The sequence below is a fragment of the Parvimonas parva genome, from assembly GCF_016552165.1.
In the GTDB taxonomy this organism is placed as follows: Bacteria; Bacillota; Clostridia; order Tissierellales; family Peptoniphilaceae; genus Parvimonas; species Parvimonas parva.
On sequence record NZ_JACVDA010000025.1, the window covers coordinates 1 to 22,999 of the forward strand.

Sequence of the window (22,999 nt, forward strand, 5' to 3'; positions counted from 1 at the left end):
GTAAAAATAATTGGAATTGAAAAAAATATCATTTTTTTCAAGGTCTTTCCATTTATCATATCTATTTCATTGCTTTTGCTCATATATCCTCCATAAAGTTGAAAATTTAATCACAAAATATAATAACACATTTTGAGAATTTTTGCAATGAAAAAATATTAATTACTTGAATTTTCTATCGTACAATAGAGATGCGTTTAATATTACCAAGATTGAGCCGAGATTGTGAACAATGGCGCCAACTAATGGGTTTAAAAGTCCAAGTACGGATAAAATTACAGCGACTAAGTTTATTACAAGTGAAACTATAATGTTGAATTTTATCGTCTTTAAGGTTGTGTTCGCCAATTTCTTTAGGTAAGTTATCTTTGAAATGTCTTGTCCCATTAAGACGATATTTGCACTTTCGATTGAAATGTCGCTACCTGTTTTTCCCATTGCGACTGAAACATCGGATAGTTTAAGGGCAGGGGCGTCATTTATTCCGTCGCCGACCATACAGATTGTATTGTTTTTCTTTAATTCTTTTATATTTTCAAATTTTTCGTCAGGTAAGAGTTCAGCTTTTATATCTGTAATTCCAACTTTATCTGAAAAATATTTTGCGGTTACAAGATTATCTCCAGTTAAAAGAATTGGCTCAATTCCAAGTTCTTTTAAGTTTTCAATCATTTCTTTTGAATTTTCTTTTAACTTATCGGATAGGGTAACAATGGCTAAAATTTCTTTTTCATCTCCGAAAAGAATTATATTTTTTGCATCTTTTGAATATTTTTCAATTTTTTCTTTAATCTTTTCGTCAATTTCTATATTGTTTTCTCTAAAATATTTTTCGTTTCCACAAAAATATCTCTTTTCTAAAATTTCTCCCTCAACACCTCTTGCAACTTTCATTTTGAAATTTGTAACAATTTCTGCATTTATATTTTTTTCTTCTACAAATTTTGTAATTGACTTTGCAAGAGGATGTTCGCTCTTTGATTCCAAACCTAAAATCAAAGACATTATTTTTTCATCTGAAAGATTTGAAAAATTTTCTATATCTGTTACATTTAATTTTCCATAAGTTAAAGTTACCGTCTTGTCGAATGCTATTTTATTAACGACGGCAAGTTTTTCAAGGGAATTAAAAGTCTTTATGATAACGCCGTTTTTACTTGCTTGTCCAATTGATGCCATAACAGCTGTCGGAGTTGATAAGAATAATGCACAAGGGCAAAATACAACTAAAACTGTAACAGCACGATTGATTGAGTCGTGCAAATTGAAATTTAAAAATCTGGTTATTACAAAAGTTAAAATTGCAATTAAAAGTGCAGTTGGAACAAGTTTTACGGCAAGTTTGTCGATTACGGTTTGCATAGGAGTTTGTTCTTTTTCTGCTCTTTCAACGATGTCAATAAATTTTTGTAGTGAAGAATTTTCAACGTGTTTTGCGATTATATCGATGCTATCGAAACAATTTATGCTACCACAAAAAACTTCATCGCCAACCGTTTTGTCGATTGGTAGACTTTCTCCGGTTAGAATGGATTGGTCGATTGAAGTAAAACCGTCTTTTATGATTCCGTCAACTGGAATGCTCTAAACTTTTTGAAAATTCAAATAGAAATCTGAAAATTTTAATAACGCATATACTTTATCATTTAAAGGAAAATAAAGAAAAATTTATAAAAGTTTTGAGTTGTGAAAGCAATGATTTGTTTTTGGGATACTTTAAAACTTATCTTTATAAAGTAATTGATGAATATATTTTTGTTGATAAAGTAAAAGATGAAAAATTTAGAAATTTTTTGAAAAATCATATTTGTTGCACATCTGTAGAAAGTGTAAAATGGTGGATTAAAAATCAAATGCAAGAAAGTCCTGAGCAAGTCGCAGACTACTTTTTAAAAGTTGTTGAGCCGATAATTTCATAATAATAAAAAAGGAACCTGTTGGTTCCTTAAAAAATACTTAAACAATATAGGTAAATAAATGTTGTAAATATTGATGCGAAAACTGTTAATATCATATTTTCAGTTATATATGAAACAATCGCTGAAACTGCGATTGTAACTATAATCATCAATCTGCTATATGGTTCAATAGTTAAAACTTCTTTTAAGATTAGTACCGTCATTGACGTGAAAGGCACAATTTTAAAGAAAGTCATTAATTTTTTATTAAAAGTTTTTCCTCTAAGAAAGAATAATGGAAGAACTTTTGGAATTATTGTTATCGCAGCTGCAACTAATGTAGCTACAACATAGTAAGCATATCTATCCATAAATTTCTCCTTATCCTTTTATTTCTTCTTTATCTTCTAAAGTTTCATTACCAATCAAGAATATTCCGACTATTGAAGAAAGGATTATTGATACAACAATATCCCAACCCATAGGTAATAAATTTGTATAGTAAATAATGGAATATATAATTCCTGTTGCAATGACAACTCTAATTGTTATCATATGTTTTTTTACATTTGGAACAAGTAATGCTACGAAAAGTCCAAGAAGACCAACACTAAAAGCAACCTTTATATTTTCCGGTAAAAAATCACCTATAAAATATCCTATTATTGTAAAAATTCCCCAAATAAAATAAGGTGGAATTTGCACACCAAGTGTAAATTTTGTGTTTACTTTTTCTTTGTTAAATGAAAGTATTGAAAAACTTTCATCTGTTAATAACCATCCTACAATAGGGAATGCCTTATGATTTACCTTATCTACTGTTGCTCCAAGAGTAGCGGACATAAGGAATAGTCTTGTATTTAATAAGAATACAGAAATTGCAATTCCAACAATCGGAACTCCTGATATTAAAAAACCTACCAACATAAATTGTGCAGCCCCTGAATACAAGACAAAAGAACTTAAAAAAGCATGTAATAAACCTAGCGAATTAGTATTACACAGAATACCTAAAGTAATCGCTGACGGAATATAACCTATCCATATAGGAATTGAGTGCCTAACACCCAACATATAATCATTTTGTTTTGATTTCATATCTTCCCCCGTAAAATAATAAGAAATCTAGTACTCTATCTCTCTTCTGTCTTCTAATGCTTTTAAAAATGTAAGCTCATCATAGCTATCTACACTTCTACCAATTGGAATACCATTTGCAATTTTAGAAATTTTCAAATTTTCAAATTTTTTCAACAAATCTACTATATAAAGCTCAGTCAATTCACCGTCAATAGTTTGACTTATGGCAAATACAATTTCTTTTACATTGCCATTTTCAATACGATTTAAAAGAGATGCTACATTTAAATCATCTAAAGTTATTCCCTCTCTTGGAGTAACAAGACCATTTAAAATGTGGTAAGTGCCTTTATAAACCTTCGTTTTTTCCAAACTAACAACACCTTGAATATCCTCAACAACAGTTATAATCGACTTATCACGCTTTTCATCTGCACAAATATTACAAATTTCATCTTCAGTTAAATTTCCACAAATTTTACAATGATGAGTATTTTTTTTCATATTTATAAGACTTTTTGCAAATTCAATCGTATAGTCATCGTCCATTTCTAAAATTTTTAAAGCCATTTTAGTGGCTGATTTTCTTCCAATAGTAGGAAGCTTTGACAAGTAATGAATAACTTCATCTATCGATTTTGTATAATTATTCATTTTATAATCCTGGAATATTTATTCCACCAGTTATTTTATTTATTTCTGAATCATGTTTTTCTTGAGCTTTTCTATTAGCCTCATTAACAGCTGTTATGATTAAATCTTGTAACATTTCTATATCATCTGGGTCAACAACCTCAGGAGAAAGTTTTATACTTAAAACTTCCTTTTTGCCATTAACAGTTACTTCAACAGCTCCACCACCGGAAGTAGCTGATACTTCTTCTTCATCTAAAAGCTTTTGAGTATTTTCTAATTCTCTTTGCATTTTTTGCATTTGTTTCATCATATTACCCATATTCATTCCGCCACCAAATTTAGGGAAACCACCTTTAGCCATAAAATACCTCCTAAAATAAAAAATATTTAAAAATTATTTATTCAAAATTTTGCAATTAAACTCATTTTTAGAAATCTAATAACAAAATAATTATACCATTTTTTTTATTTAAAATCAAATTTTTACAATACTTAGATAAAATATAAGCAAAGTTTTTGCAAAATTAAAAGTAAAAGCTATTGTGAAATTACACAATAGCTTTATATGTTTTTATTAAATTTTAAGCTACAAAGTTAGCATAAATTGTTAATGAATTTCTTGTAGGCAAATTAACTCTTGTAAAAAACTCATCAAGAATTGCTTTTTCTTTTAATACAAAAGCGTTGTTTTCATCAAGTTTGTAAGAACCAAATTTAAATAAATAGGCTTTACAGTCAATATATAAGAAGTTTTCCTTTGTTACATAGTGAATTTCCTTTACACTTTCGTCAAAAAGTTTTGATACAGTTTTTTTGAAGATAGTTTCTTTAAGAACGTCTTTAAAAGGAGTTAAGTCTATATTTTCATCAACAATTTCATTTTGTTCTTCAACTTGTGGCTCTTGCTTAGCTGAAATTTTTTCTTCTTTTTCAATATTTTCAGTATTTTTTTCGTCTATGTTTTCTTTTGTTTCAAAAGGATTTTCGTTTTGCAAAATTTCATTGTATATGTCAAAAGTTTCATCAGAATTGAAGTCGTCTATTTCATCAGTTTTTTCAGACTTTTCTTCTTTTTTTTCTTCTGCTTTGTTTTCTACAACTTCTACTTTTAAATTTCCACTTTTGATAATTTTTTCAAGAGTTTCGATTCGTTTTTCAAGCTCTGATTTTTCTTTTTTAAATGAATTTATTTTTATGATTAAAAGTTCAGCTAATGCGTTTTGCATATCACTTTTTTTCATTTTGTCCTCAGTTTCTAAAAGATTTTCTAAAATGAAAATAAGCTCTTCAATAGTAAATTTATTTGCATGTTCTAAATATCTTTTATATTCGACATCATTTAAAGAAGTTAAGCTTTTTTCGATGCTTTTTACCAAAATTATATTTCTAAAATGCTTAACTAAATCTACTATTATGTTATAAGGAGTCTTTCCATTTTTAACTAAGTTTCTAAAAATTTCTATGGTTTCATTCTTTGAAGAATTTAAAATTGACTTTGAAAATTCAAATAACATATTTAAATTTACAAGACCCAAACATTCATTAATATCCTCAACAGTTATTTTTTCCTTTCCTGTTGCAACTACTTGGTCTAAAAGACTAAGAGCATCTCTCATTGCTCCAGAGGAAAGCTCTGAAATTAAATTAACCCCCTCAGATTCTATTTCGACATTTAGATTTTTTAAAATGTAATTTATATTTTGGACTATATTTAAATTGTCAATTCTTTTAAATTCAAACCTTTGGCATCTTGAAATAATAGTGTCCGGAAGTTTGTCGATTTCAGTTGTAGCAAGAATAAAGATTAAATGCTTTGGTGGTTCCTCCAAGATTTTTAAAAGAGCATTAAAACCCTCATTTGTAATCATATGAGCCTCATCAATTATATACACTTTGTATTTTACAAGTTGTGGAGGATAGATTACTTTTTCTTTTAATTCCCTTATATCATCTATACGTCTATTACTTGCTGCGTCCATTTCTACAACTTCAAGAGCTTTGTCATTTAAAATCATTTTACAATTTTCACATTCATTACAAGGATTACCGTCGATTGGATTTAGACAATTTACTGCACGAGCAAAAATCTTTGCGCAACTTGTCTTTCCGGTACCTCTAATACCTGAAAAAAGATAAGCATGACCTAAGTTTTCCGTTTTTATTTGATTTTTTAAAATTTCAACAATATGATTTTGACCAACAACTCTTGTAAAGTCCTTTGGTCTAAATTCTCTATAAATAGCTTGTTTCAAAATCTCACCTCTAAGTTTATGTTATTAATATTGTTTGTTTTTTATATAATTCTAGGGTAAATTTTATTATACCACACTTCTTTTTATATTGCCACTAATAGAAATTTAACAAAGTTATTTATAAGCAAATCACTTTAAAAACCTAGTTTTTAACATTGACAGTTGTTTTTATTTTTTATAAAATATTTACAGAGGGAGAGGGATAAAATGAAAAAAGAGAAATTATTTACTAGAATTATTATGACCTTAGTAGGTATGATTATACTTGGAATAGGTGTGTTTTTTACAATACAAGCAAACTTGGGGGTTGACCCTGCAAGTACAGTAGAACTTGGAATGGTGAAACATTTGGGAATTAGTTATGGAACTTGTGCAGTAATTTTTAATATAGTATTTTTAACTATAATATTTTTTGTGGATAAAAAATATATAAATATAGCATCAATCTTGGCTATTTTTAGTGTAGGCTATACGGTTGAAGCAATGAACTACTTTTTCGGTTGGCTTAATTTAGGTTCTTTAGATTATATTTATAGAATCATAATTTGCTTTATCGGCACTTTTATTGTTTCTATCGGTGTTACTGTTTATATTTTTGCTGATTTAGGTGTTGGAGCGACAGATGGAATTTCTGAGCTTATAAGCGATAAGACAAAATATTCTTACAGAAATGTTAGAGTTATTTCTGATTTTCTACTTGTTATAACAGGATATTTACTTGGAGGAGTTGTAGGAGTTGGAACTTTAATTATAACTTTTTCAGTTGGACCATTTATTCAATTTATAAGAAAAGTTATTTCACCATTCTTAAAGAAAATTTTAGGTGAAGAAATGGTGGATAATGTAAATTCTGATGAAAAAAATTTTGAAAAAGAAATAGTTGCTTAAAATAGGGGGAAACCCTATTTTTTTTTATTGCAAAAAGTGGTATTATATGAGTATATTATTAAATTAATATGAAGGAGGTTTTTATGGATATTTTAAAATTAGTTAAAGAAAAAGAAGAAGAAGTTATAAAGATAAGACGTGATTTGCATCAAATTCCAGAGTTGGAATTGGAACTTCCACAAACTATGGAATATATCTCAAAAGTTTTAGATAAAATTGGAGTTAATTATAAAAAGTTATTAAATGGAAATGCAATAGTCGTTCAAATTGACGGAGCACAAAGTGGGAAATGTATTGCTATAAGGGCAGACAGCGATGCTCTGCCTGTTGTTGAAGAAACGGGACTTCCTTTTGCATCTACAAATGGAAATATGCATGCTTGTGGGCATGACGGACATACTGCAATGGCACTAGGAGCTTGTATGATTTTAAATGAAAATAGGGATAAGTTAAAGGGAAGTGTAAAAATATTTTTCCAACCGGGAGAAGAAACACCGGGAGGAGCTTTACCTATGATTGAAGAGGGTTGTATGGAAAATCCGAAGGTCGATGCAGTCATAGGACTTCACGAAGGTTGTTTAATTCCTATTGAATATGGAAAAATCGGCGTAAAGAGTGGTGCTATTATGGCATCAGCAGACATTTTTGAACTTTATGTAAGAGGTAAGTCATCTCATGCAGCGACTCCTCATCTTTCAGCTGACCCGATTGTAGTCGCATCAGAAATTGTTCTTGGACTTCAAAAAATAACTTCAAGGGAAATAAATCCACTTTCAAATGCAGTTTTAACTATTGGAATAATAAATGGAGGAACTGCTCATAATGTAATTCCTGAAACGGTTTATATAAAGGGAACGGTCAGAACTTTAGATGAAAATGTTAGAAAATTTATAGCAAAGAGGATTGAAGAGATTGCAAGTGGAATCGCAGGAGCATATAATTGTGAGGCTGAAACAATTTACCACTTTATGTATCCGGTTGTTATGAATGATGAAAAATTTACAGAATTTTTTATAGAAAATACAAAAGAAATTTTAGGAGAGGACTCCGTTGAAATCATAGAAAACCCAAGTATGGGTGGTGAGGACGTTGCGTATTTCTTGCAAAGAGCAAAGGGAACATATTTTATGTTATCAAATCCAAAAATTTATGAGGATAATAAAATATATCCACACCATAATAGCAAATTCGACGTGGAGGAAAGTTTATTCTACAAAGGAATGTGTGCAGTTTTAGGAACTGTTTTTAAATATTTAAGTTAAAAAAACGGATTGCGTATTTGCAATCCGTTTTAAATTTCTATTCATATATTAATTCATCTAATTCAGCATTGAACATAGGTTCTATTGTGATTATCACTGTTGATGTTAACAAAATGATGATGAAAGAAATAAGCATATACAAACTAATTCCACCAAATAGAACTTCATCTGTAATCATAGCCGTTCCCATACCCCAAACAACAAATATCATTGTTGGAAGAACTAAAAGTATAAAAAGAATAACTCCGGCTAAAAACTCCCAGCCGAATAAACTTAATTTTTTTCCATTCATCTCATCTTTAGCACCTATGAAACACTCACTGTTACTAATAGTTGGGTCTGATACTTTTATATAAATGGCTCTTTGATATTCGAAATCTTTTATGATTCCCGGAATTACAAATAGTAAAGTCCAAAGTAATTTTTTAAATAATATCATTAATATTAATGTAAACATATCAAAACCAAAGTTAAATATATTCTTAAATGCACTAATTACTGAAGGAGATCTGTTTTCTTTTATTGCACTATAAATTTCAATATTTATATATTTATAAAGAATTGATGAAAGTATAGTCAATAAAAGTGATATAGGAAAAATAAGTTTTACCTTAAATAAAACTTTAAAAGGCGCAGGCAAAACATTGCCGTCTTTTAGAGCTTCTTTGATTAAAATTACAGGGTTTCCATCACTTGCTACCATAGTTGAAACAAATGTAATCAAAAGCATACTCCAAAAGTGTCTTTTTACAAAATCAATACTTTTAACAAAAATGTTTGACATAAAATCTCCCCCTTAAATTTTAAATTTGTAGTTTTTAAATATTACTTAACTTTATCTGCAACTGCTTTTGCAACTGTATCAGCTACATTTTCTTCAAATGCAGATACTATTATATAATCTTCTCTAATCTTGTCGTCTGGAATCATACTTGCAAGTCCGTAAGATGCAGCAAGTTTCATTTCTTCAGTGATTTTTTTAGCTTTTGCTTGTAATGCACCTTTGAAAATTCCAGGGAAAGCAACTACATTATTAATTTGGTTAGGCATATCTGATCTACCTGTTGCAGCAACTCTTGCTCCAGCCTCTTTTGCATCTGCATAAAGAATTTCAGGTTGAGGATTTGCCATTGCAAATACGATTGCGTCTTTATTCATTGAGGCTACCATTTCTTTAGTAACTAAGTCTTTTTGACTAACTCCGATGAATACATCAGCTCCAACGAAAGCTTCTTTCATTGTCATATCTTTTTGTTCTTTATTTGTAATTTCTGCTAATTCTTTTTTTACAAAATTGTAGTTTTCACTGTGTTTTTTATTTATTGCACCTTTTGAGTCGAATGCAATTACATTTTCAACACCCAACATCATAATTAATTTGATGATTGAGTAACCGGCAGCACCAGCTCCTGAAACTACAACTTTAATATCTTTAGCATCTTTTTTAACTAATTTTAAAGCATTGATTAAAGCTGCTGTAACAACTATTGCAGTACCGTGTTGGTCATCGTGGAATACTGGAATATCAAGTTCATCGATTAATGTTCTTTCGATTTCAACGCATCTTGGAGAAGAAATATCTTCAAGATTGATTCCACCAAATGTTGGTGCAAGAGCCTTTACGATAGAAATAATTTCTTTAGGGTCTTTTGTATCTAATACGATAGGAACAGCATTTACTCCACCGAATTTTTTAAACAAACAACATTTTCCTTCCATAACCGGCATAGCAGCTTCAGGACCTATATCTCCAAGACCTAAAACAGCAGTTCCGTCTGAAATAACAGCGATAGTATTTGCTTTGCTTGTGTATTTATAAGCTAAAGAAGTGTCTTTGCTTATTTCCATACAAGGTCTTGCAACCCCCGGAGTATAGGCATAAGTTAAATCTTCTGCATTTTCTAATTTTGCTTTTAATTCTGTTGACAATTTTCCTTGCCATTGTTCGTGAAGCGCTAAGGCTTTTTCGTAAACGTCCATTTTTTTCTCTCTCCTTTTAATAAAACATTTATTTGATTTTAATATACTACAAAGACTTTAAAAAGTCAATAATTATAGTCAAATTTTAACCTAAAAATTCCAAGACTTAATCATCTTGGAATTTTTAATTGTGAAATTTATCTATCCAAAAAATATTGGAACTAAGAATGATGCTAATAAAATTATGAAAGCACCACCAAGTCTTGATGAAATTTGTGCAAAAGGCATAAGTTCCATTCTATCTGATGCAGTTAAAACTGCAACGTCTCCTGTTCCACCCATATTTGCCATACAAAGTCCAGCTGTAATTGCTGATTCTACAAAGTAAAAACCTACAAGATGTCCTACTACACCAGCTCCAATGATTGCTCCAAGTACAACCAATGCACAAAGAATTAAGTATTGGAATGAGAAAGAACTGATTATTTGCCCTAAATCTGTATATGCAATACCGATTCCAAGCATAAGTGCACTTGTAAAGTTTTTAGCAACAAATGAATACCAAATTTCTGCCGGTTTAACAACTTCTTTAGGAAGTAAATTCAACATTTTTACTATTGCAACAGAAATAATCATCCAAGCATAAGTGTGAATATTTACTCCTAACATTTTCATTCCAAGTGCAATTAAAGAACCTAGAGTATAGAAAGAAGTTGCAACTATAATTCCGGCACCGTAGTCAATAACAGTAGCTTGTGAATTATCTTCTTCTTTTTCAACTTTGAAATCATCTCCAGTATTTCTAACTAACATACCATTTCCAGTTAATTTAGGGAATGATTTACCTAATCTATTTAAAAGTCCACCGGATACAATTGCAAGAGCATTTCCAAGTGCAACAGCAGGGACTAATTTAGCCAAAATAACTTCAGTTTTAACACCTAGAGTAGGGGCAAAAACTTTTGAAATAGGAACAGCGCCTGCACCCATTCCACCACCCATAATAGGAATACCTATATAAGCAGTAGTTTCTTTAAAGTTCATTCCAAAGAGCATTCCGCCGATTGCAACAAAAAGTAGTGAAAGAAAAACAGCACCTAAGATACAAGGCAAATATCTTAAACAAGCCTTGATTAAAAGTTTTCTATTCATTCCTAGAATAGAACCTGTGATTAATGCTGCGATATAAAAATCTAGGAAACCACCTGATTTCATAAATGTTGAAGTATTCTTTATAACGCTCTCAGGAGCAACTTTAAAATAAACAATAGCAGCTCCACCAAAAATACAAACAATTGCTCCACCACCAAAAAATGTATTAATTATCGGAGTGTGATTTCCTACTAAATTGAATAATTCTCCAAAAATCATTAATACAAGAAATGCTCCAATCATACCTGATGGTAATGTGTTTGTGTAGATTGAAACTATACTTAGGACTAAAGCTATCGCATAAAATGGAAGTTTTAATCCTGAAATTTTTAAATCTTTCATAAAAGACTCCTTTCTAAAAAAATTTGATAAAAAATTAAAATCTAATAATGTGATTTCAATCAGGTTTTAATTATATAACCATTCTACTCAAAAGTCAATAACGATTATCGTAAAATATGTGCTTTTTTCGCAAAAGATTTGTTCGAATAAAAGGAAATGGCTATTTTAGTTAATATTTAAAAATGGAATTATATTTAAACGAGGTACTCTACTTAACTTTAGCTACATATGCCTATTGCTTTTTAAAATTTTTTACATTACAATATAATTGGTGATTAAAATGAAAACAAAGAAAAAATATATATGTTCAAACTGTAATAAAGAATCTTTAGGTTGGCAAGGCAAATGTAGTTTTTGTGGTAGTTGGGGAACTATCGAAGAAGTTGAAGTTTCAGTTGTAAAAACTGCAACGAATAAAATTGTTGCTAAGGGAAAAGTTGAAAAGTTAAAAAATGTAAATGTTAATGAAAATGATAGATTTGTTACCGGAATTTCTGAACTCAATCGTGTATTAGGTGGAGGAATTGTTCGTGATAGTGTAAATATTTTAACTGCAAGGCCGGGTTGTGGTAAGAGTACATTGCTTTTACAACTTGCACTTGACTTTGCAAGTAAAAATATAAAAACTATCTACATTTCTGCAGAGGAAAGTTCATCTCAGATAAAATCCAGAGCAAATAGAATTATAAAAGAAATTTCTGAAAATATTTGGATACAATCAACACAAAGTATGGACGAGGCTTTAAGTTCCATTGAAGAGGTTGACGCAGAAATTGTAATTTTAGACAGTATTCAAACTGTAATGTTAAGTTCAATTTCATCAAGAGCCGGTTCTCCAACGCAAACCGTTGAATGTATAAACGAATTGGTTAGGGTTGCAAAAAATGATAAAAAACCTAGAGCAATTTTCATTGTTTGCCATATGACAAAGCAAGATGAAATGGCAGGGCTTAGAACTCTTGAGCATATGGTAGATTCCGTTTTGCTTTTAGAGGGAGAATCAGATGAGAGTTTAAGAACATTAACAAGTACAAAAAATAGATTTGGAAGAACCGGAGAAATCGGACTTTTTAAAATGGAAGAGTACGGACTTTTAGAAATAAAAAATCCGTCAGAGTTTTTTGTAACACAAAGAGAAAAGGACGTTTGTGGAAGTGTGTTGTCGGTTGTAAAAGAGGGAAGTAGAATGTTGGTCGTTGAGGTTGAAAGTCTGGTTTCACAATCTTTTACTAATTATCCTGCAAGAATTGGAGATAGTTTAAAGAAAGACCAGTTAAATACATTGCTTTCAATCTTAGAAGAAAGAGCCGGTTTTAATTTGTATAATAAAAATGTAATCTTAAAGACGACAGGAGGACTAAAAATTTCAGAGCAGTCTGTAAATTTAGCTGTAATAATTTCAGTTGCCTCATCAGTTTTAAATAAAGCAGTTCCAAGAGATAATGTTTTTATCGCAGAAGTTGGACTTACAGGAGAGCTTAAAAAAGTTCCAAACTTAAATGAAAGACTTGTTGAGCTTGATAGAATGGGTTACAAGAAAGCCTATATTTCAAATGAAACGGTGGATATAAAAAATTTAAAAACATTAAAAATAGAAAAGTCAAAGACTTTAAAAGAAGTAATACAAAAAGTTTTTTAGAAAAGAAAATATTAAGCTAATCCTTGCATTTCATTATTTCTTCGCAACGGTTTGAAATCTAAGAAACCAGTTATTCCACAAGAATATTAAAAGCTGATGAATCGTCATCAGCTTTTTAAATATTTGTATTAACATATTCATTTATTTTTGAAATTCTAATTTCGTCTATAAAAATATTTTTTTCTTTTAATTTTGTTAAAATTTCTTCATTCATGGAATGAAATATTGCAAATTCTACATTTTTTACAACAATTTCAAAAAGTGAGTTGTTAAGTCTTTTTGAGTGCATATCTATAAAATAACTTTCTGTAAAATTTTCGTCTAAAAAATCCATCATTTTTAGAAGATGTTTGTCTTTTTCGGCATAGTAGTTATTTGATTTTTGGATATTTTCAGTATATTTTTTTAATTTTTTTTTATTGTTCGAGTACAATGTAGATTTTTGTTTAAAAAATTTTGCCAGAATATTGTAATATTGGTAATTATACATTCCTTCTTCTAGCGAGGATATATTTAAAAGTGGTTTCATATTTAGATTTTGTACTAATTCATAATTTTTTTCTAAAAAAGTAATTTTATCTATTTTTTTATCCGAAAGTTCTTGTATTAATTCATTTCTTTTTTTGAAAAAAATTTCAAGTTGTCTTTTTGGTATATTCATATTCACACAAAAAAAGCATCATTACGATGCTTTTTAAATTTAGTCTAATTTTAGCTCTATACAATTTGCTTTAGCATGATCGCAAAGTTCTTCTTTTGGAATATCAATTCCCATAAAAACTTCAAGATTGTGCTTTTCACAAAATGCCTCTACGTCATTTTTAAATTTACAAAGCATATCGCAATCCATTTTGATTATTGAATAAATTCCATCGATGTAAATTTTTTCTACATCATAATCTCTTGAAACAATGCCGAATAAGAATCCGAAAAGTTTATCAAGACTTTCTATTCCGTATTCTTTAGCGTTTGTCAATCTAACGCTGTGGTCCAAGCTAAAGATATGAGAATCATCCGTATCAATGAAAATTATATTTCCATTTCCCTTTCTCACTTCTTCGTTAGCTTTGTCTATTAACCATTTAGTTTTTCCGGATCCTGATGGACCAAGTACAAAATTTAACATATAAACCACCCCTTAAATTCTTTTTCTTATTATACCACTTTAAAAAAATTAATACAAGTGTTTTTGTATAAAAAAGATTAATAAAAAATATTGAAAAACAAGTATTTTTTATTAATATTATGAAATATTTTTGAAAACGATATTAAACTTAGAGAATATACAAGTTTTTTATAAAGATACCGGCAAAGATATAACTCATTTTATAAAATTTATAAATCTTGATTTTTTTTCAGTTTTGTGATAAAGTACAATTAGATAATTGTATATAATTTTATGAAATGAAAATAAACTTAAGGAGTATCTGATAAGGAGGCTTGTTATGGCTTTTGTTGAATTTAAAAATGTTTATAAAAAATATAATGAGGGGAAAAGTTCGGAAATTGTTGCAAATCGTGATGTTTCATTTGAAATTGAACATGGAGAATTCTGTGTGATTGTTGGACCTTCAGGAGCAGGGAAATCCACGATTTTAAATATTTTAGGTGGAATGGACGATGCGACAAGTGGAGAAATTTTTATAGATGGTAAAGATATTTGCAAGTTTAATAAAAGACAATTAAATGATTATAGAAGATTTGATGTGGGTTTTGTTTTTCAGTTTTACAATTTAATTCCGAATCTAACAGTTCTTGAAAATGTTGAGCTTGCAGGACAAATCGTTAAGGAAAGTTTGAGTCCAACGGGAGTTTTAGAGTCTGTTGAATTATCTCATAGGCTTAAAAACTTTCCAAGTCAATTATCAGGTGGAGAGCAACAAAGGGTTGCGATAGCTAGAGCTTTATGCAAAAATCCAAAATTACTTTTGTGTGATGAGCCTACTGGAGCTTTGGACTATCATACAGGGAAGAAAATTTTAGGTCTTTTACACCAAAGATGTAAAAGTACGAATACAACGGTAATTTTAATTACTCATAACAAGGCGATAGCACCGATGGCTGATAGAGTTATCGAAGTTAATGATAGTACGGTTAAAAATGTTATATTAAATAAAAATCCTAAGGATATAAAAGAAATCGAGTGGTAATATGAAAAAATCATTGTTTAAAAATTTTTACAGAACAATTTTTAGGTCATTTCCAAAGTTTTTATCAATTATGTTTATGATTGGACTGGGAGTTATGGTTTTTGTTGGGCTTAAGATAACTCCATATATAATGAGAAGAAGTGTTGATAAGAGTATAAATGACGGAAATTTATATGATTTTAAAATTTCTTCAAGTTTTGGTTTGTTAAGAGAAGATGAAAATATAATTTCAGGTTTGAAAAATTTAAAAACTCTTGAATATGGATACAGTATCGACCTTAAAGATGAAGATAGAAAAGTTGACTTCGTCATTGAAAATAAATCTGAAAAAATCAGTACCGTTAAAATAATTTCAGGAAAAGATATTTCGAATGAAACGGATATTTTATTGGACGAAAGGCTACAATCCACTTACAAAATTGGAGATGAAATAAATTTTAAAAATGTTGAAAAGTTTGGTATTTTTAAAGATGAAGTAAAAAAATTAAAACATAATAAATTTAAAGTTGTAGGCTTTGTTAAAAGTCCGGAAGTTCTAACTTCATTGTTAAGAGGAACTACTGAAAATGGATATTTAGGTATAATTTCTAAAAAAACTTTTGACTTTAGTCATTTTTCGTATGCCAAAATTATTTTTTCAGATTTGAATGATTTAAACAAAAATACAAAAAAATTTGATAAAATGAAGAACACTAAGAGGCTCGAATTACAAGAAAGTTTTAAAAACAGACCTCTTGAAGTTTATGAGCTGATTTATTCTCAAAAGAGGGAAACTTTGGATAAGAGCAAGGAAGAAGTTTCAAAAAATAAGATTGACATTGAAGAAAATGAGAAAAAATTAAAACAAAATTTTGAAAAATTACAAAATGGACAAAATGATATAAGACGTGCTTTTGCAGATTTGAATTACCAAAAAAATCAATTTGTTCTGCAAATAGATGAAAATAGGAAAAAAATATTGGATTCTATTAATGACTTATATAAAAAGGAAAGTACTATTAAAGAAAAAAAGGCAGAATTACTTGAAAAAAATAATTCTTTGATAAAAAGTAAAAATGACTTGGAAATGCAAAAAGATGAAATACTTTCAAAGATAATTTCTCTAAAAGAGAATTTACGATTACTTGAAGAAAATTTCAAGTCAAAATTCATTGGAGAAAAAGAATATAAAACAAAAAAAGAGGCAATAGAAAAGAATTTATCTTTACTTAATGAAAATTTTTCTAAACTTCAAAAAGGTTTAGAGGAAGTTGAAAAAAATTTGGGAAATCTATCTTCAGGACTAAAAGAGCTGGAAGAAAATGCTAAAAAAATATCTTCTGGAATTTCTGATTTAGAAAAAGCAAAAAAAGATTTACAAGAAAAATCTGAAGAGGGTTTAAAAAAATTTGATGAATACTATTTACAATTAGTTCAGAAAAAAGAAGAAATACAAAAGAATAATTTAAAATTAAAAGAGGGCAAAGAAAAAATTGAAGATGCAAAAGATAAAATATCAGATGCAGACTCAAAAATTTCTGACGGAGATGAAATTTTATCCAAACTCATAGAGCCTACCTATAATATTGAGGACGGTTTTAGTAGCTCAGGAACTTCAAATGTATATTTTGCAAGTAATGGAATCTATGGCGTTTCAAATGTTTTTTCTCTATTCTTTTATTTCATTGCACTTTTAGTTTCACTTACTACAATGACCAGAATGGTTGACGAAAATAGGGTACAGATAGGAACTTTAAAGGCTTTGGGTTATAGTAATGTGGATATTGCAAAACAATATTTTTACTATGGACTTTTGGCAAGTGTAATCGGTGGAGGGATAGGTTCAGTTTTAGGATTTAAAATAATTTCTCCGCTTGTTTACGGAGCATATCTAAAAGCCTTTATATTTCCAAAAGTATTTGACAGCTATTATTTAGATATTGTATTTTTGGGAATTTTAATCGCAGTATTTTGTACGGCTTTTGTTTCTTATATAACTTGTATAAAAACTTTGAAAGAAAAAATTTCATCTCTTATGAGAGCAAAGGCTCCAAAGAGTGGGAATACTGTTTTTCTTGAAAGAGTGCCTTATATATGGAAAGAACTTTCTTTCTTGCAAAAGGCAACTTTGAGAAATGTTTTTAGATATAAACTCAGATTGTCAATGACAATTATAGGAGTAATGGGTTGTATGGGACTTTTGGTGCTAGGCTTTGGAATCAAAGATAGCTTGGACGGAGTTTCCGATTTGCAATATGAAAAATATACGAAGTATCATAGTTCTGTTGTTTATAATCCAATGGCACTTTCAAAAGATTTGGATAAATTTAACGAGAATATAAAGTCAAACAAAGATATAAAAGAAAGTTTAGATGTCTCAATGGGTGTTGTAAATATAAAATCCGATAAAAAATTTGATGAAAAGATAGGAGTTTTTACAACAGATAATTTGACAGAGTTTTCAAAATTCTTTGGACTGTATAATGGAAATGAAAAAATTGAAAAGTTAGATGACGGAATTTATATAAATAAAAAATTGTCCGAAAAATTTTCTCTTGTCGTTGGAGATGAAATCTCGTTTATAAGTAATAATAAGGAATATAAAGGAGTAGTTGCAGGAGTTTTTGAAAATCACGTTGGTAATTTCTTTGTGATGAATGAAAATACTTATGAAAAAACTTTTTTCAAAAAACCTATAAAAAATACTAAATTGTTGATATTGAATGATGGAAGTAAAGAAAATATCGAAAAAGTTATCAATGAAGTTGAAAAGGATTCTGTCGTTATAAAAGCTACTGATATAAATGTATTAAAGAAAATAATTGACGATGCCTCATACAGTGTAAACTCAATCATCTTAGTAATTGTAATCTGTTCAGGATTTTTGTCAATAGTTGTATTGTATAACCTTAGCAATATAAATATTTCTGAAAGGAAAAGAGAAATTGCAACACTAAAAGTTTTAGGATTCTATCCGATAGAAATCGACAAATACATTTACAAAGAAACTTTAATACTAACTGTAATAGGAATTTTTATAGGAATATTTGTTGGACATAGCTTGCATATAAATATAATGGAGCAACTTGCAATGGACTCAATCAGATTTTTCAACAAAGTGAAACTTGTAAGCTACATTTACGCAAGTGGCGTAACATTGTTATTTACATTTGTTGTATATTTTATAGTAAAAATAATCTTAAAGAAAGTTCCGATGATAGAATCATTAAAAGATGTGGAATAGAAATAATCTGGAGTGATATTTTTGGAAGATATTTTAAATATAGAAACAAAAAGGTGTAGGATAAGACAATTTAAACAACCAGATGTTGATGACCTATATTTGATATTAAGTAACCCTAAAGTGATGGAATACATTGAAGAACCTTTCACTTTAGAAAACACAAAAGACTTTTTAAATAAAAACGCCCTGTCTTATCCCCCACGAGTATTTGCTTTGGAATACAAAGAAAATAAAAAATTAATTGGACATGTTATTTTTCACGAATACGATAAAGAAAGCTATGAAATAGGATTTATCCTAAGTCAATACTACTGGGGGCAGGACATAGCGGACGAAGTAACAAAATCATTCGTTTATTATGCAAAAAATAAAAATATCCATTCACTCATTATCGAATGTGATAAAAGACAATTAGCAACGCAAAAAATCGCAACAAATAACAATTTTAAGCTAATAAGTAGTGAAAAATTATTGGTTTATGAATTAATTTTATAAAATTGTAATAAAAAATATAATGACAAAATAAAAATATTAAAAATAAAGAGAGGGAGAGAAAATGTCGAATTTTTCAAAAGAAAATAATGAGACAGCACAGAGATCAGAGCTTCATAGAAAGATATGGGCAATTGCTGATGATGTTCGTGGAGCCGTAGATGGATGGGATTTTAAACAATATATATTGGGGATTTTATTCTACAGATTTATTTCTGAAAACTTAAGAGATTATTTTGATGAAAATGAACATTTAGCAGGGGACCCTGATTTTAAGTATGCAAAAATTTCAGATGATGAAGCAAAAAGAGATTTTAAAAGTGGAACAATAGAAGAAAAGGGGTTTTTTATTTTGCCTAGTCAACTTTTTGAAAATGTAGTAGCAAGTGCAAAAGATAATGAAAACTTAAACACAGAACTTGCTAATATTTTTTCTGACATTGAAAAAAGTGCTATCGGATCTGAATCTGAGGACGATATCAAAGGCCTTTTTGATGATATTGACACAACAAGCAATAGACTTGGCGGAACAGTAGCAGAAAAAAATAAGAGATTAAGAGATATCTTAACAGGAATAGCTCAAATTAATTTTGAAAATTTTAAAGATAATCATATTGATGCCTTTGGTGATGCTTATGAATATTTAATTTCTAACTATGCAAGTAATGCCGGAAAATCCGGTGGTGAATTTTTTACTCCACAAACCGTATCAAAACTTTTGGCTAGAATTGTAATGGACGGAAAAGAAAAGATAAACAAAGTGTATGACCCAACTTGTGGGTTTCGTGTCATAATAATGACACAGGCAAATAGTCAAGTAAGTACAAGGGTTTTAGAGCTTCTACCAAAGTTTAAAATCAAAAAAATGAATCGTTGATGTGCTGTTTAGAGCAGTTATTACGAAAATAAATGTTGTAACCAGTACATCAGCATAAAGGAGGAACTCACATGTCTAAGGCAAAAAAAGACACGATTGAAGCAAAAGGTTTTGCTATTCAAATTTATACTGAAGACTTTAAAAACGACTATATAAGTCTAACGGATATTGCTAGATATAAAAGTGATGAACCATTTATAGTTATTAATAACTGGTTGAGAAGCAAAGATAATATTCAATTTTTAGGTTTATGGGAATCAATGCATAATCCTGATTTTAAACCTATCGAATTCGATAGGTTTAGAAATGAAGCAGGTAGTAATGCATTCACACTATCACCACAAAAATGGATTGAAAAGACAAATGCGATAGGCATTGTTTCTAAGTCAGGACGATATGGAGGCACATTTGCTCATAGTGATATAGCAATGGAATTTGCTTCATGGATTTCACCAGAATTTAAGCTTTACATTATTCAAGATTATAAGAGACTTAAATCAGATGAAAATTCAAGATTGTCACTGAGATGGAATCTGAATAGAGAAATTTCCAAGATTAACTATAAAATTCATACGGATGCAATCAAAGAGTATCTCTTAAAGGATCTTACCAACGAACAGCTATCCTATAAGTACGCAAGTGAAGCAGATATGCTAAATGTTGCTTTATTTAATAAAAGAGCTAAACAGTGGCGTGAAGAAAATCCTGACTTAAAGGGTAACATGAGAGACTATGCAAGTCTAAATGAGTTGCTGGTGCTTGCGAATATGGAAAGCTATAATGCAGTTCTTATCGGTAAAGGTATGGATCAAAAAGAAAGAATGATAGAACTTAGAAAGCTTGCCAGAACTCAGCTGATGTCAATTGAAAAGTTGAACAATACAGGAATTAAGAGCTTAGAAGATAAGTCAAAGAAATAGAGAGGTCTGTTATGAGATGGGCATTGAAAATTATCTTATTTCCAATAATATTGCTCTTGTCGATACTAATTGCTTTTCTAAAATTTATTATAAAAGTTAGTGGAATGATTTTAGGTATAATATCTTTCCTAGTATTTATTGGAGCAGTAGCTTGCTTCATACAAAAAGATATGGCAACAGGAATGGTAGCATTACTACTGGCATTCTTAATCAGTCCTTATGGACTACCTAAAATTGCACTGTGGATTACAGCATACCTTGAAGTAGCGAAAGATACATTAAAGGAAATATAAGAGATCTAAGACGATGGAATATAAATCTATCGTCTTTTTATATGCCTAAATTTAAGAGAAAGGAGGCGATGATATGAGTATGTATTTATTTGATGAACAACCTATACTGGCTAATAAAGCATTAGCCAGAGAATTAGGCTTAAATGAAGCTCTTGTGCTTCAACAAATAAACTACTGGATTGAGATAAATAAGAAGTCTGGTAAAAATTATCATGACGGCAAGTATTGGACATATAACTCAATACGAGCATGGCAAGAAAAAGATTTCGATTATTTAAGTGTTGATACAGTAAAGAGAACTTTTTCTAAGCTTGAAAAAGCGGGATATCTTTTAGTTGGGAACTATAATAAAGATTCTAGAGACAAAACAAAGTGGTACACAATAAATGACAAGAAATTAGAAGAACTTTATCTCGAATTAAATCAAAGAAAACAAGAGAAAGAAAGAGAAATAATAGAACAAGTAAGTAAAAGAGATATGCCTAATGCATTAGGGCAAAATGCACCAATGGAAGAGGGCAAAATCAACCAATGCAATGAGGCATTTAGCACCGATGCATTTGATGAAAATCTACCAGTGCATTATGGCAACTTGCATGAACCATTACCAGAGATTACTACAAATAATTCATCAAAGATTACTTCATATATTTCTACAGAGAATTCCTCCCACCAACCCATCTATGAAAAAGACACATTTTATTCAAGGGACGGAATGGAGGAAGGATGTAAAGAAATAAAATCATATAAATCTTGTTTAGAAGAATTAAGAGAAAGTACAGGATATAATGAACACATGAAGCTGGGTAATAAGATTACTGCTAAAACCTTTGATGAAATAATTAAAGTTTTAGCTGATGTTATGGTGTTAAATGCAGAAGATACAGTAACAATAAATCAAACGAAATTACCAGCATATGTTGTTCAAGAGAGATTTAGAGAATTAGATTCTTCGCATATGGAGTATCTTGTAAATGCTTTATCAGAGAACGAATCAAAAATAAGAAATGTAAGAGCATTTATTTTAACGGCAGCATATAATGCACCAAGCAATATGGATGCCTATTATACAGCACTTGTTAGTTATGATATGAGGGAAGGAGGTTACTGATGATAAATGAAGAAATTTCTAATAGAGTAGTTAATATTGAAGTTAATGTCTTAAAGGCAACTTACCAAGAAATCTTAAGCCAGGTAAAGAAGTTACAACAGAGAACAAAACAACATGGTGGCTTAGATAAACTTATCAAGGCTGAGGGAAATGAAGTTAAACTCAAAGATATGGTTAAAAAAGGTCAGCTTGAAGAAATCAATGTTAAAGATGGTGAATTAAAAGAGCTAAAAAAAGAATTGAATAAACATGGTGTTAAATTCTCAGTGATGAAAGATAATGAAACAGGGACACATTCAGTATTCTTCCAAGCAAAAGATACAAAAGTTATGAATAAAGCTTTTCAAAATGTGCTTTCAAATATTGAGAAGAAAGAGAAAAATAAGGAGTCAATTCATAAAAACATAGAGAAATTTAAGGAGATGGCTAAGAATACTATTTCTAAAGACAAAGTCAAGAATAAACAAAAGGAGCAGAGCCTATGATAGATAAGATACTAAAGGACATCAAAGGCTTATTTAAAGTGCAAGATAAGGCAAAGTTTCTAAAGCAGAACATTCCCTATCTTGCATTTTTCTATGTAGGCAATATCTTTTCTCATCATATAAGAGCATATACTGGTGGAGATGTGATAGACAAAATTTTTCAAGGAATATTAGAGCTTAACACCATGAGCTTTATTCCAAGTATTCATCCAACGGATATTTTAATGGGCGTGGGAGTGGCAGCTTTAATTAAGTTTATTGTCTATACCAAAGGTAAAAACGCAAAAAAGTTCAGACAGGGGAAAGAGTATGGTTCAGCAAGATGGGTTGCATAATATTAACTGAACAGGAGTGATATATAGACACGAGAAAAGGAGGA

22 protein-coding genes and 2 pseudogenes are annotated in these 22,999 nt (G+C 29.7%); 13 read left to right on the top strand and 11 right to left on the bottom strand.

All coding sequences use genetic code 11. The features are described 5' to 3' along the window. Window positions 1–162: 162 nt before the first annotated feature. On the bottom strand, window positions 163–1,581 hold the full coding sequence (locus IBJ83_RS07395; RefSeq protein WP_333473024.1) for a heavy metal translocating P-type ATPase: 1,419 nt from the start codon (window positions 1,579–1,581) through the stop codon (window positions 163–165). Window positions 1,582–1,625: 44 nt separating this feature from the next. On the opposite strand from IBJ83_RS07395, the gene IBJ83_RS07400 reads away from it, so the two are divergent. Continuing rightward, window positions 1,626–1,919 carry a TetR-like C-terminal domain-containing protein gene (locus IBJ83_RS07400; protein ID WP_333473025.1) on the top strand — a complete coding sequence of 98 codons (294 nt, stop codon included), beginning with the start codon at window positions 1,626–1,628 and terminating at the stop codon, window positions 1,917–1,919. A 26-nt stretch (window positions 1,920–1,945) separates the two neighbouring features. Here IBJ83_RS07400 and IBJ83_RS07405 read toward each other — a convergent pair whose 3' ends face one another. From IBJ83_RS07405 to dnaX, 5 genes are all read right to left on the bottom strand, one after another. Continuing rightward, window positions 1,946–2,269, bottom strand: coding sequence for an AzlD domain-containing protein (locus IBJ83_RS07405; protein WP_201275949.1), 324 nt, complete (start codon window positions 2,267–2,269; stop codon window positions 1,946–1,948). 10 nt (window positions 2,270–2,279) lie between these two features. Beyond that, window positions 2,280–2,996 carry an AzlC family ABC transporter permease gene (locus tag IBJ83_RS07410; protein WP_201275950.1) on the bottom strand — a complete coding sequence of 239 codons (717 nt, stop codon included), beginning with the start codon at window positions 2,994–2,996 and terminating at the stop codon, window positions 2,280–2,282. Between the two features lie 27 nt (window positions 2,997–3,023). Further along, a complete protein-coding gene (gene recR, locus IBJ83_RS07415; protein ID WP_201275951.1) occupies window positions 3,024–3,632 on the bottom strand; it encodes a recombination mediator RecR in 609 nt (202 codons plus the stop codon). A gap of 1 nt (window position 3,633) precedes the next feature. Continuing rightward, window positions 3,634–3,975 carry a YbaB/EbfC family nucleoid-associated protein gene (locus IBJ83_RS07420; protein ID WP_068474221.1) on the bottom strand — a complete coding sequence of 114 codons (342 nt, stop codon included), beginning with the start codon at window positions 3,973–3,975 and terminating at the stop codon, window positions 3,634–3,636. A 220-nt stretch (window positions 3,976–4,195) separates the two neighbouring features. After that, window positions 4,196–5,866: a DNA polymerase III subunit gamma/tau gene (gene dnaX, locus IBJ83_RS07425; protein ID WP_201275952.1), complete on the bottom strand. Its 1,671-nt coding sequence runs from the start codon at window positions 5,864–5,866 to the stop codon at window positions 4,196–4,198. A gap of 207 nt (window positions 5,867–6,073) precedes the next feature. Between dnaX and IBJ83_RS07430 the strand changes: the two genes are divergently transcribed. Then, window positions 6,074–6,754: a YczE/YyaS/YitT family protein gene (locus tag IBJ83_RS07430; RefSeq protein WP_201275953.1), complete on the top strand. Its 681-nt coding sequence runs from the start codon at window positions 6,074–6,076 to the stop codon at window positions 6,752–6,754. An 83-nt stretch (window positions 6,755–6,837) separates the two neighbouring features. Then, entirely contained in the window at window positions 6,838–8,016 is a 1,179-nt protein-coding gene (locus IBJ83_RS07435) for a M20 metallopeptidase family protein (protein WP_068474229.1), read from the top strand. A gap of 37 nt (window positions 8,017–8,053) precedes the next feature. Here IBJ83_RS07435 and IBJ83_RS07440 read toward each other — a convergent pair whose 3' ends face one another. From IBJ83_RS07440 to IBJ83_RS07450, 3 genes are all read right to left on the bottom strand, one after another. After that, the gene (locus IBJ83_RS07440; RefSeq protein WP_201275954.1) at window positions 8,054–8,800 is read right to left on the bottom strand and encodes a DUF975 family protein; all 747 of its coding nucleotides are present in this window, start codon (window positions 8,798–8,800) and stop codon (window positions 8,054–8,056) included. 41 nt (window positions 8,801–8,841) lie between these two features. Further along, window positions 8,842–9,996, bottom strand: a complete 1,155-nt coding sequence (locus IBJ83_RS07445) for an NAD(P)-dependent malic enzyme (RefSeq protein WP_201275955.1) — start codon at window positions 9,994–9,996, stop codon at window positions 8,842–8,844. A gap of 141 nt (window positions 9,997–10,137) precedes the next feature. Then, window positions 10,138–11,430, bottom strand: coding sequence for a 2-hydroxycarboxylate transporter family protein (locus IBJ83_RS07450; protein ID WP_201275956.1), 1,293 nt, complete (start codon window positions 11,428–11,430; stop codon window positions 10,138–10,140). 280 nt (window positions 11,431–11,710) lie between these two features. Between IBJ83_RS07450 and radA the strand changes: the two genes are divergently transcribed. Then, complete coding sequence (gene radA, locus IBJ83_RS07455) at window positions 11,711–13,069, top strand: DNA repair protein RadA (protein ID WP_201275957.1); 1,359 nt, start codon at window positions 11,711–11,713, stop codon at window positions 13,067–13,069. Window positions 13,070–13,184: 115 nt separating this feature from the next. Here the strand turns inward: radA and IBJ83_RS07460 are convergent, their stop codons facing one another. Next, window positions 13,185–13,730 (bottom strand): DUF6648 family protein, encoded by a 546-nt coding sequence (locus IBJ83_RS07460; RefSeq protein WP_201275958.1) that lies wholly within the window; start codon window positions 13,728–13,730, stop codon window positions 13,185–13,187. A 39-nt stretch (window positions 13,731–13,769) separates the two neighbouring features. Then, complete coding sequence (locus IBJ83_RS07465) at window positions 13,770–14,195, bottom strand: hypothetical protein (RefSeq protein ID WP_201275959.1); 426 nt, start codon at window positions 14,193–14,195, stop codon at window positions 13,770–13,772. A gap of 319 nt (window positions 14,196–14,514) precedes the next feature. On the opposite strand from IBJ83_RS07465, the gene IBJ83_RS07470 reads away from it, so the two are divergent. From IBJ83_RS07470 to IBJ83_RS07510, 9 genes and pseudogenes are all read left to right on the top strand, one after another. Further along, window positions 14,515–15,219, top strand: a complete 705-nt coding sequence (locus IBJ83_RS07470) for an ABC transporter ATP-binding protein (protein ID WP_068474250.1) — start codon at window positions 14,515–14,517, stop codon at window positions 15,217–15,219. 1 nt (window position 15,220) lies between these two features. Then, entirely contained in the window at window positions 15,221–18,442 is a 3,222-nt protein-coding gene (locus IBJ83_RS07475; protein WP_201275960.1) for an ABC transporter permease, read from the top strand. 12 nt (window positions 18,443–18,454) lie between these two features. After that, window positions 18,455–18,937 (top strand): GNAT family N-acetyltransferase, encoded by a 483-nt coding sequence (locus tag IBJ83_RS07480; protein ID WP_333473023.1) that lies wholly within the window; start codon window positions 18,455–18,457, stop codon window positions 18,935–18,937. A 61-nt stretch (window positions 18,938–18,998) separates the two neighbouring features. Next, a pseudogene (locus IBJ83_RS07485) lies at window positions 18,999–19,772 on the top strand (type I restriction-modification system subunit M); the annotation flags it as partial. 110 nt (window positions 19,773–19,882) lie between these two features. Beyond that, window positions 19,883–20,731: a KilA-N domain-containing protein gene (locus IBJ83_RS07490; protein ID WP_201275963.1), complete on the top strand. Its 849-nt coding sequence runs from the start codon at window positions 19,883–19,885 to the stop codon at window positions 20,729–20,731. Window positions 20,732–20,742: 11 nt separating this feature from the next. After that, window positions 20,743–21,024, top strand: coding sequence for a CD1845 family protein (locus IBJ83_RS07495; protein WP_201275964.1), 282 nt, complete (start codon window positions 20,743–20,745; stop codon window positions 21,022–21,024). Window positions 21,025–21,097: 73 nt separating this feature from the next. Continuing rightward, window positions 21,098–22,135 (top strand): DUF6017 domain-containing protein, encoded by a 1,038-nt coding sequence (locus IBJ83_RS07500; protein ID WP_201275965.1) that lies wholly within the window; start codon window positions 21,098–21,100, stop codon window positions 22,133–22,135. Further along, entirely contained in the window at window positions 22,135–22,620 is a 486-nt protein-coding gene (locus IBJ83_RS07505; RefSeq protein WP_150417407.1) for a PcfB family protein, read from the top strand. Before IBJ83_RS07500 ends, IBJ83_RS07505 begins: the two co-directional genes overlap by 1 nt. Next, a pseudogene (locus tag IBJ83_RS07510) lies at window positions 22,617–22,946 on the top strand (VirD4-like conjugal transfer protein, CD1115 family); the annotation flags it as partial. The gene IBJ83_RS07505 and the pseudogene IBJ83_RS07510, both read left to right, overlap by 4 nt. Window positions 22,947–22,999: the final 53 nt, after the last annotated feature.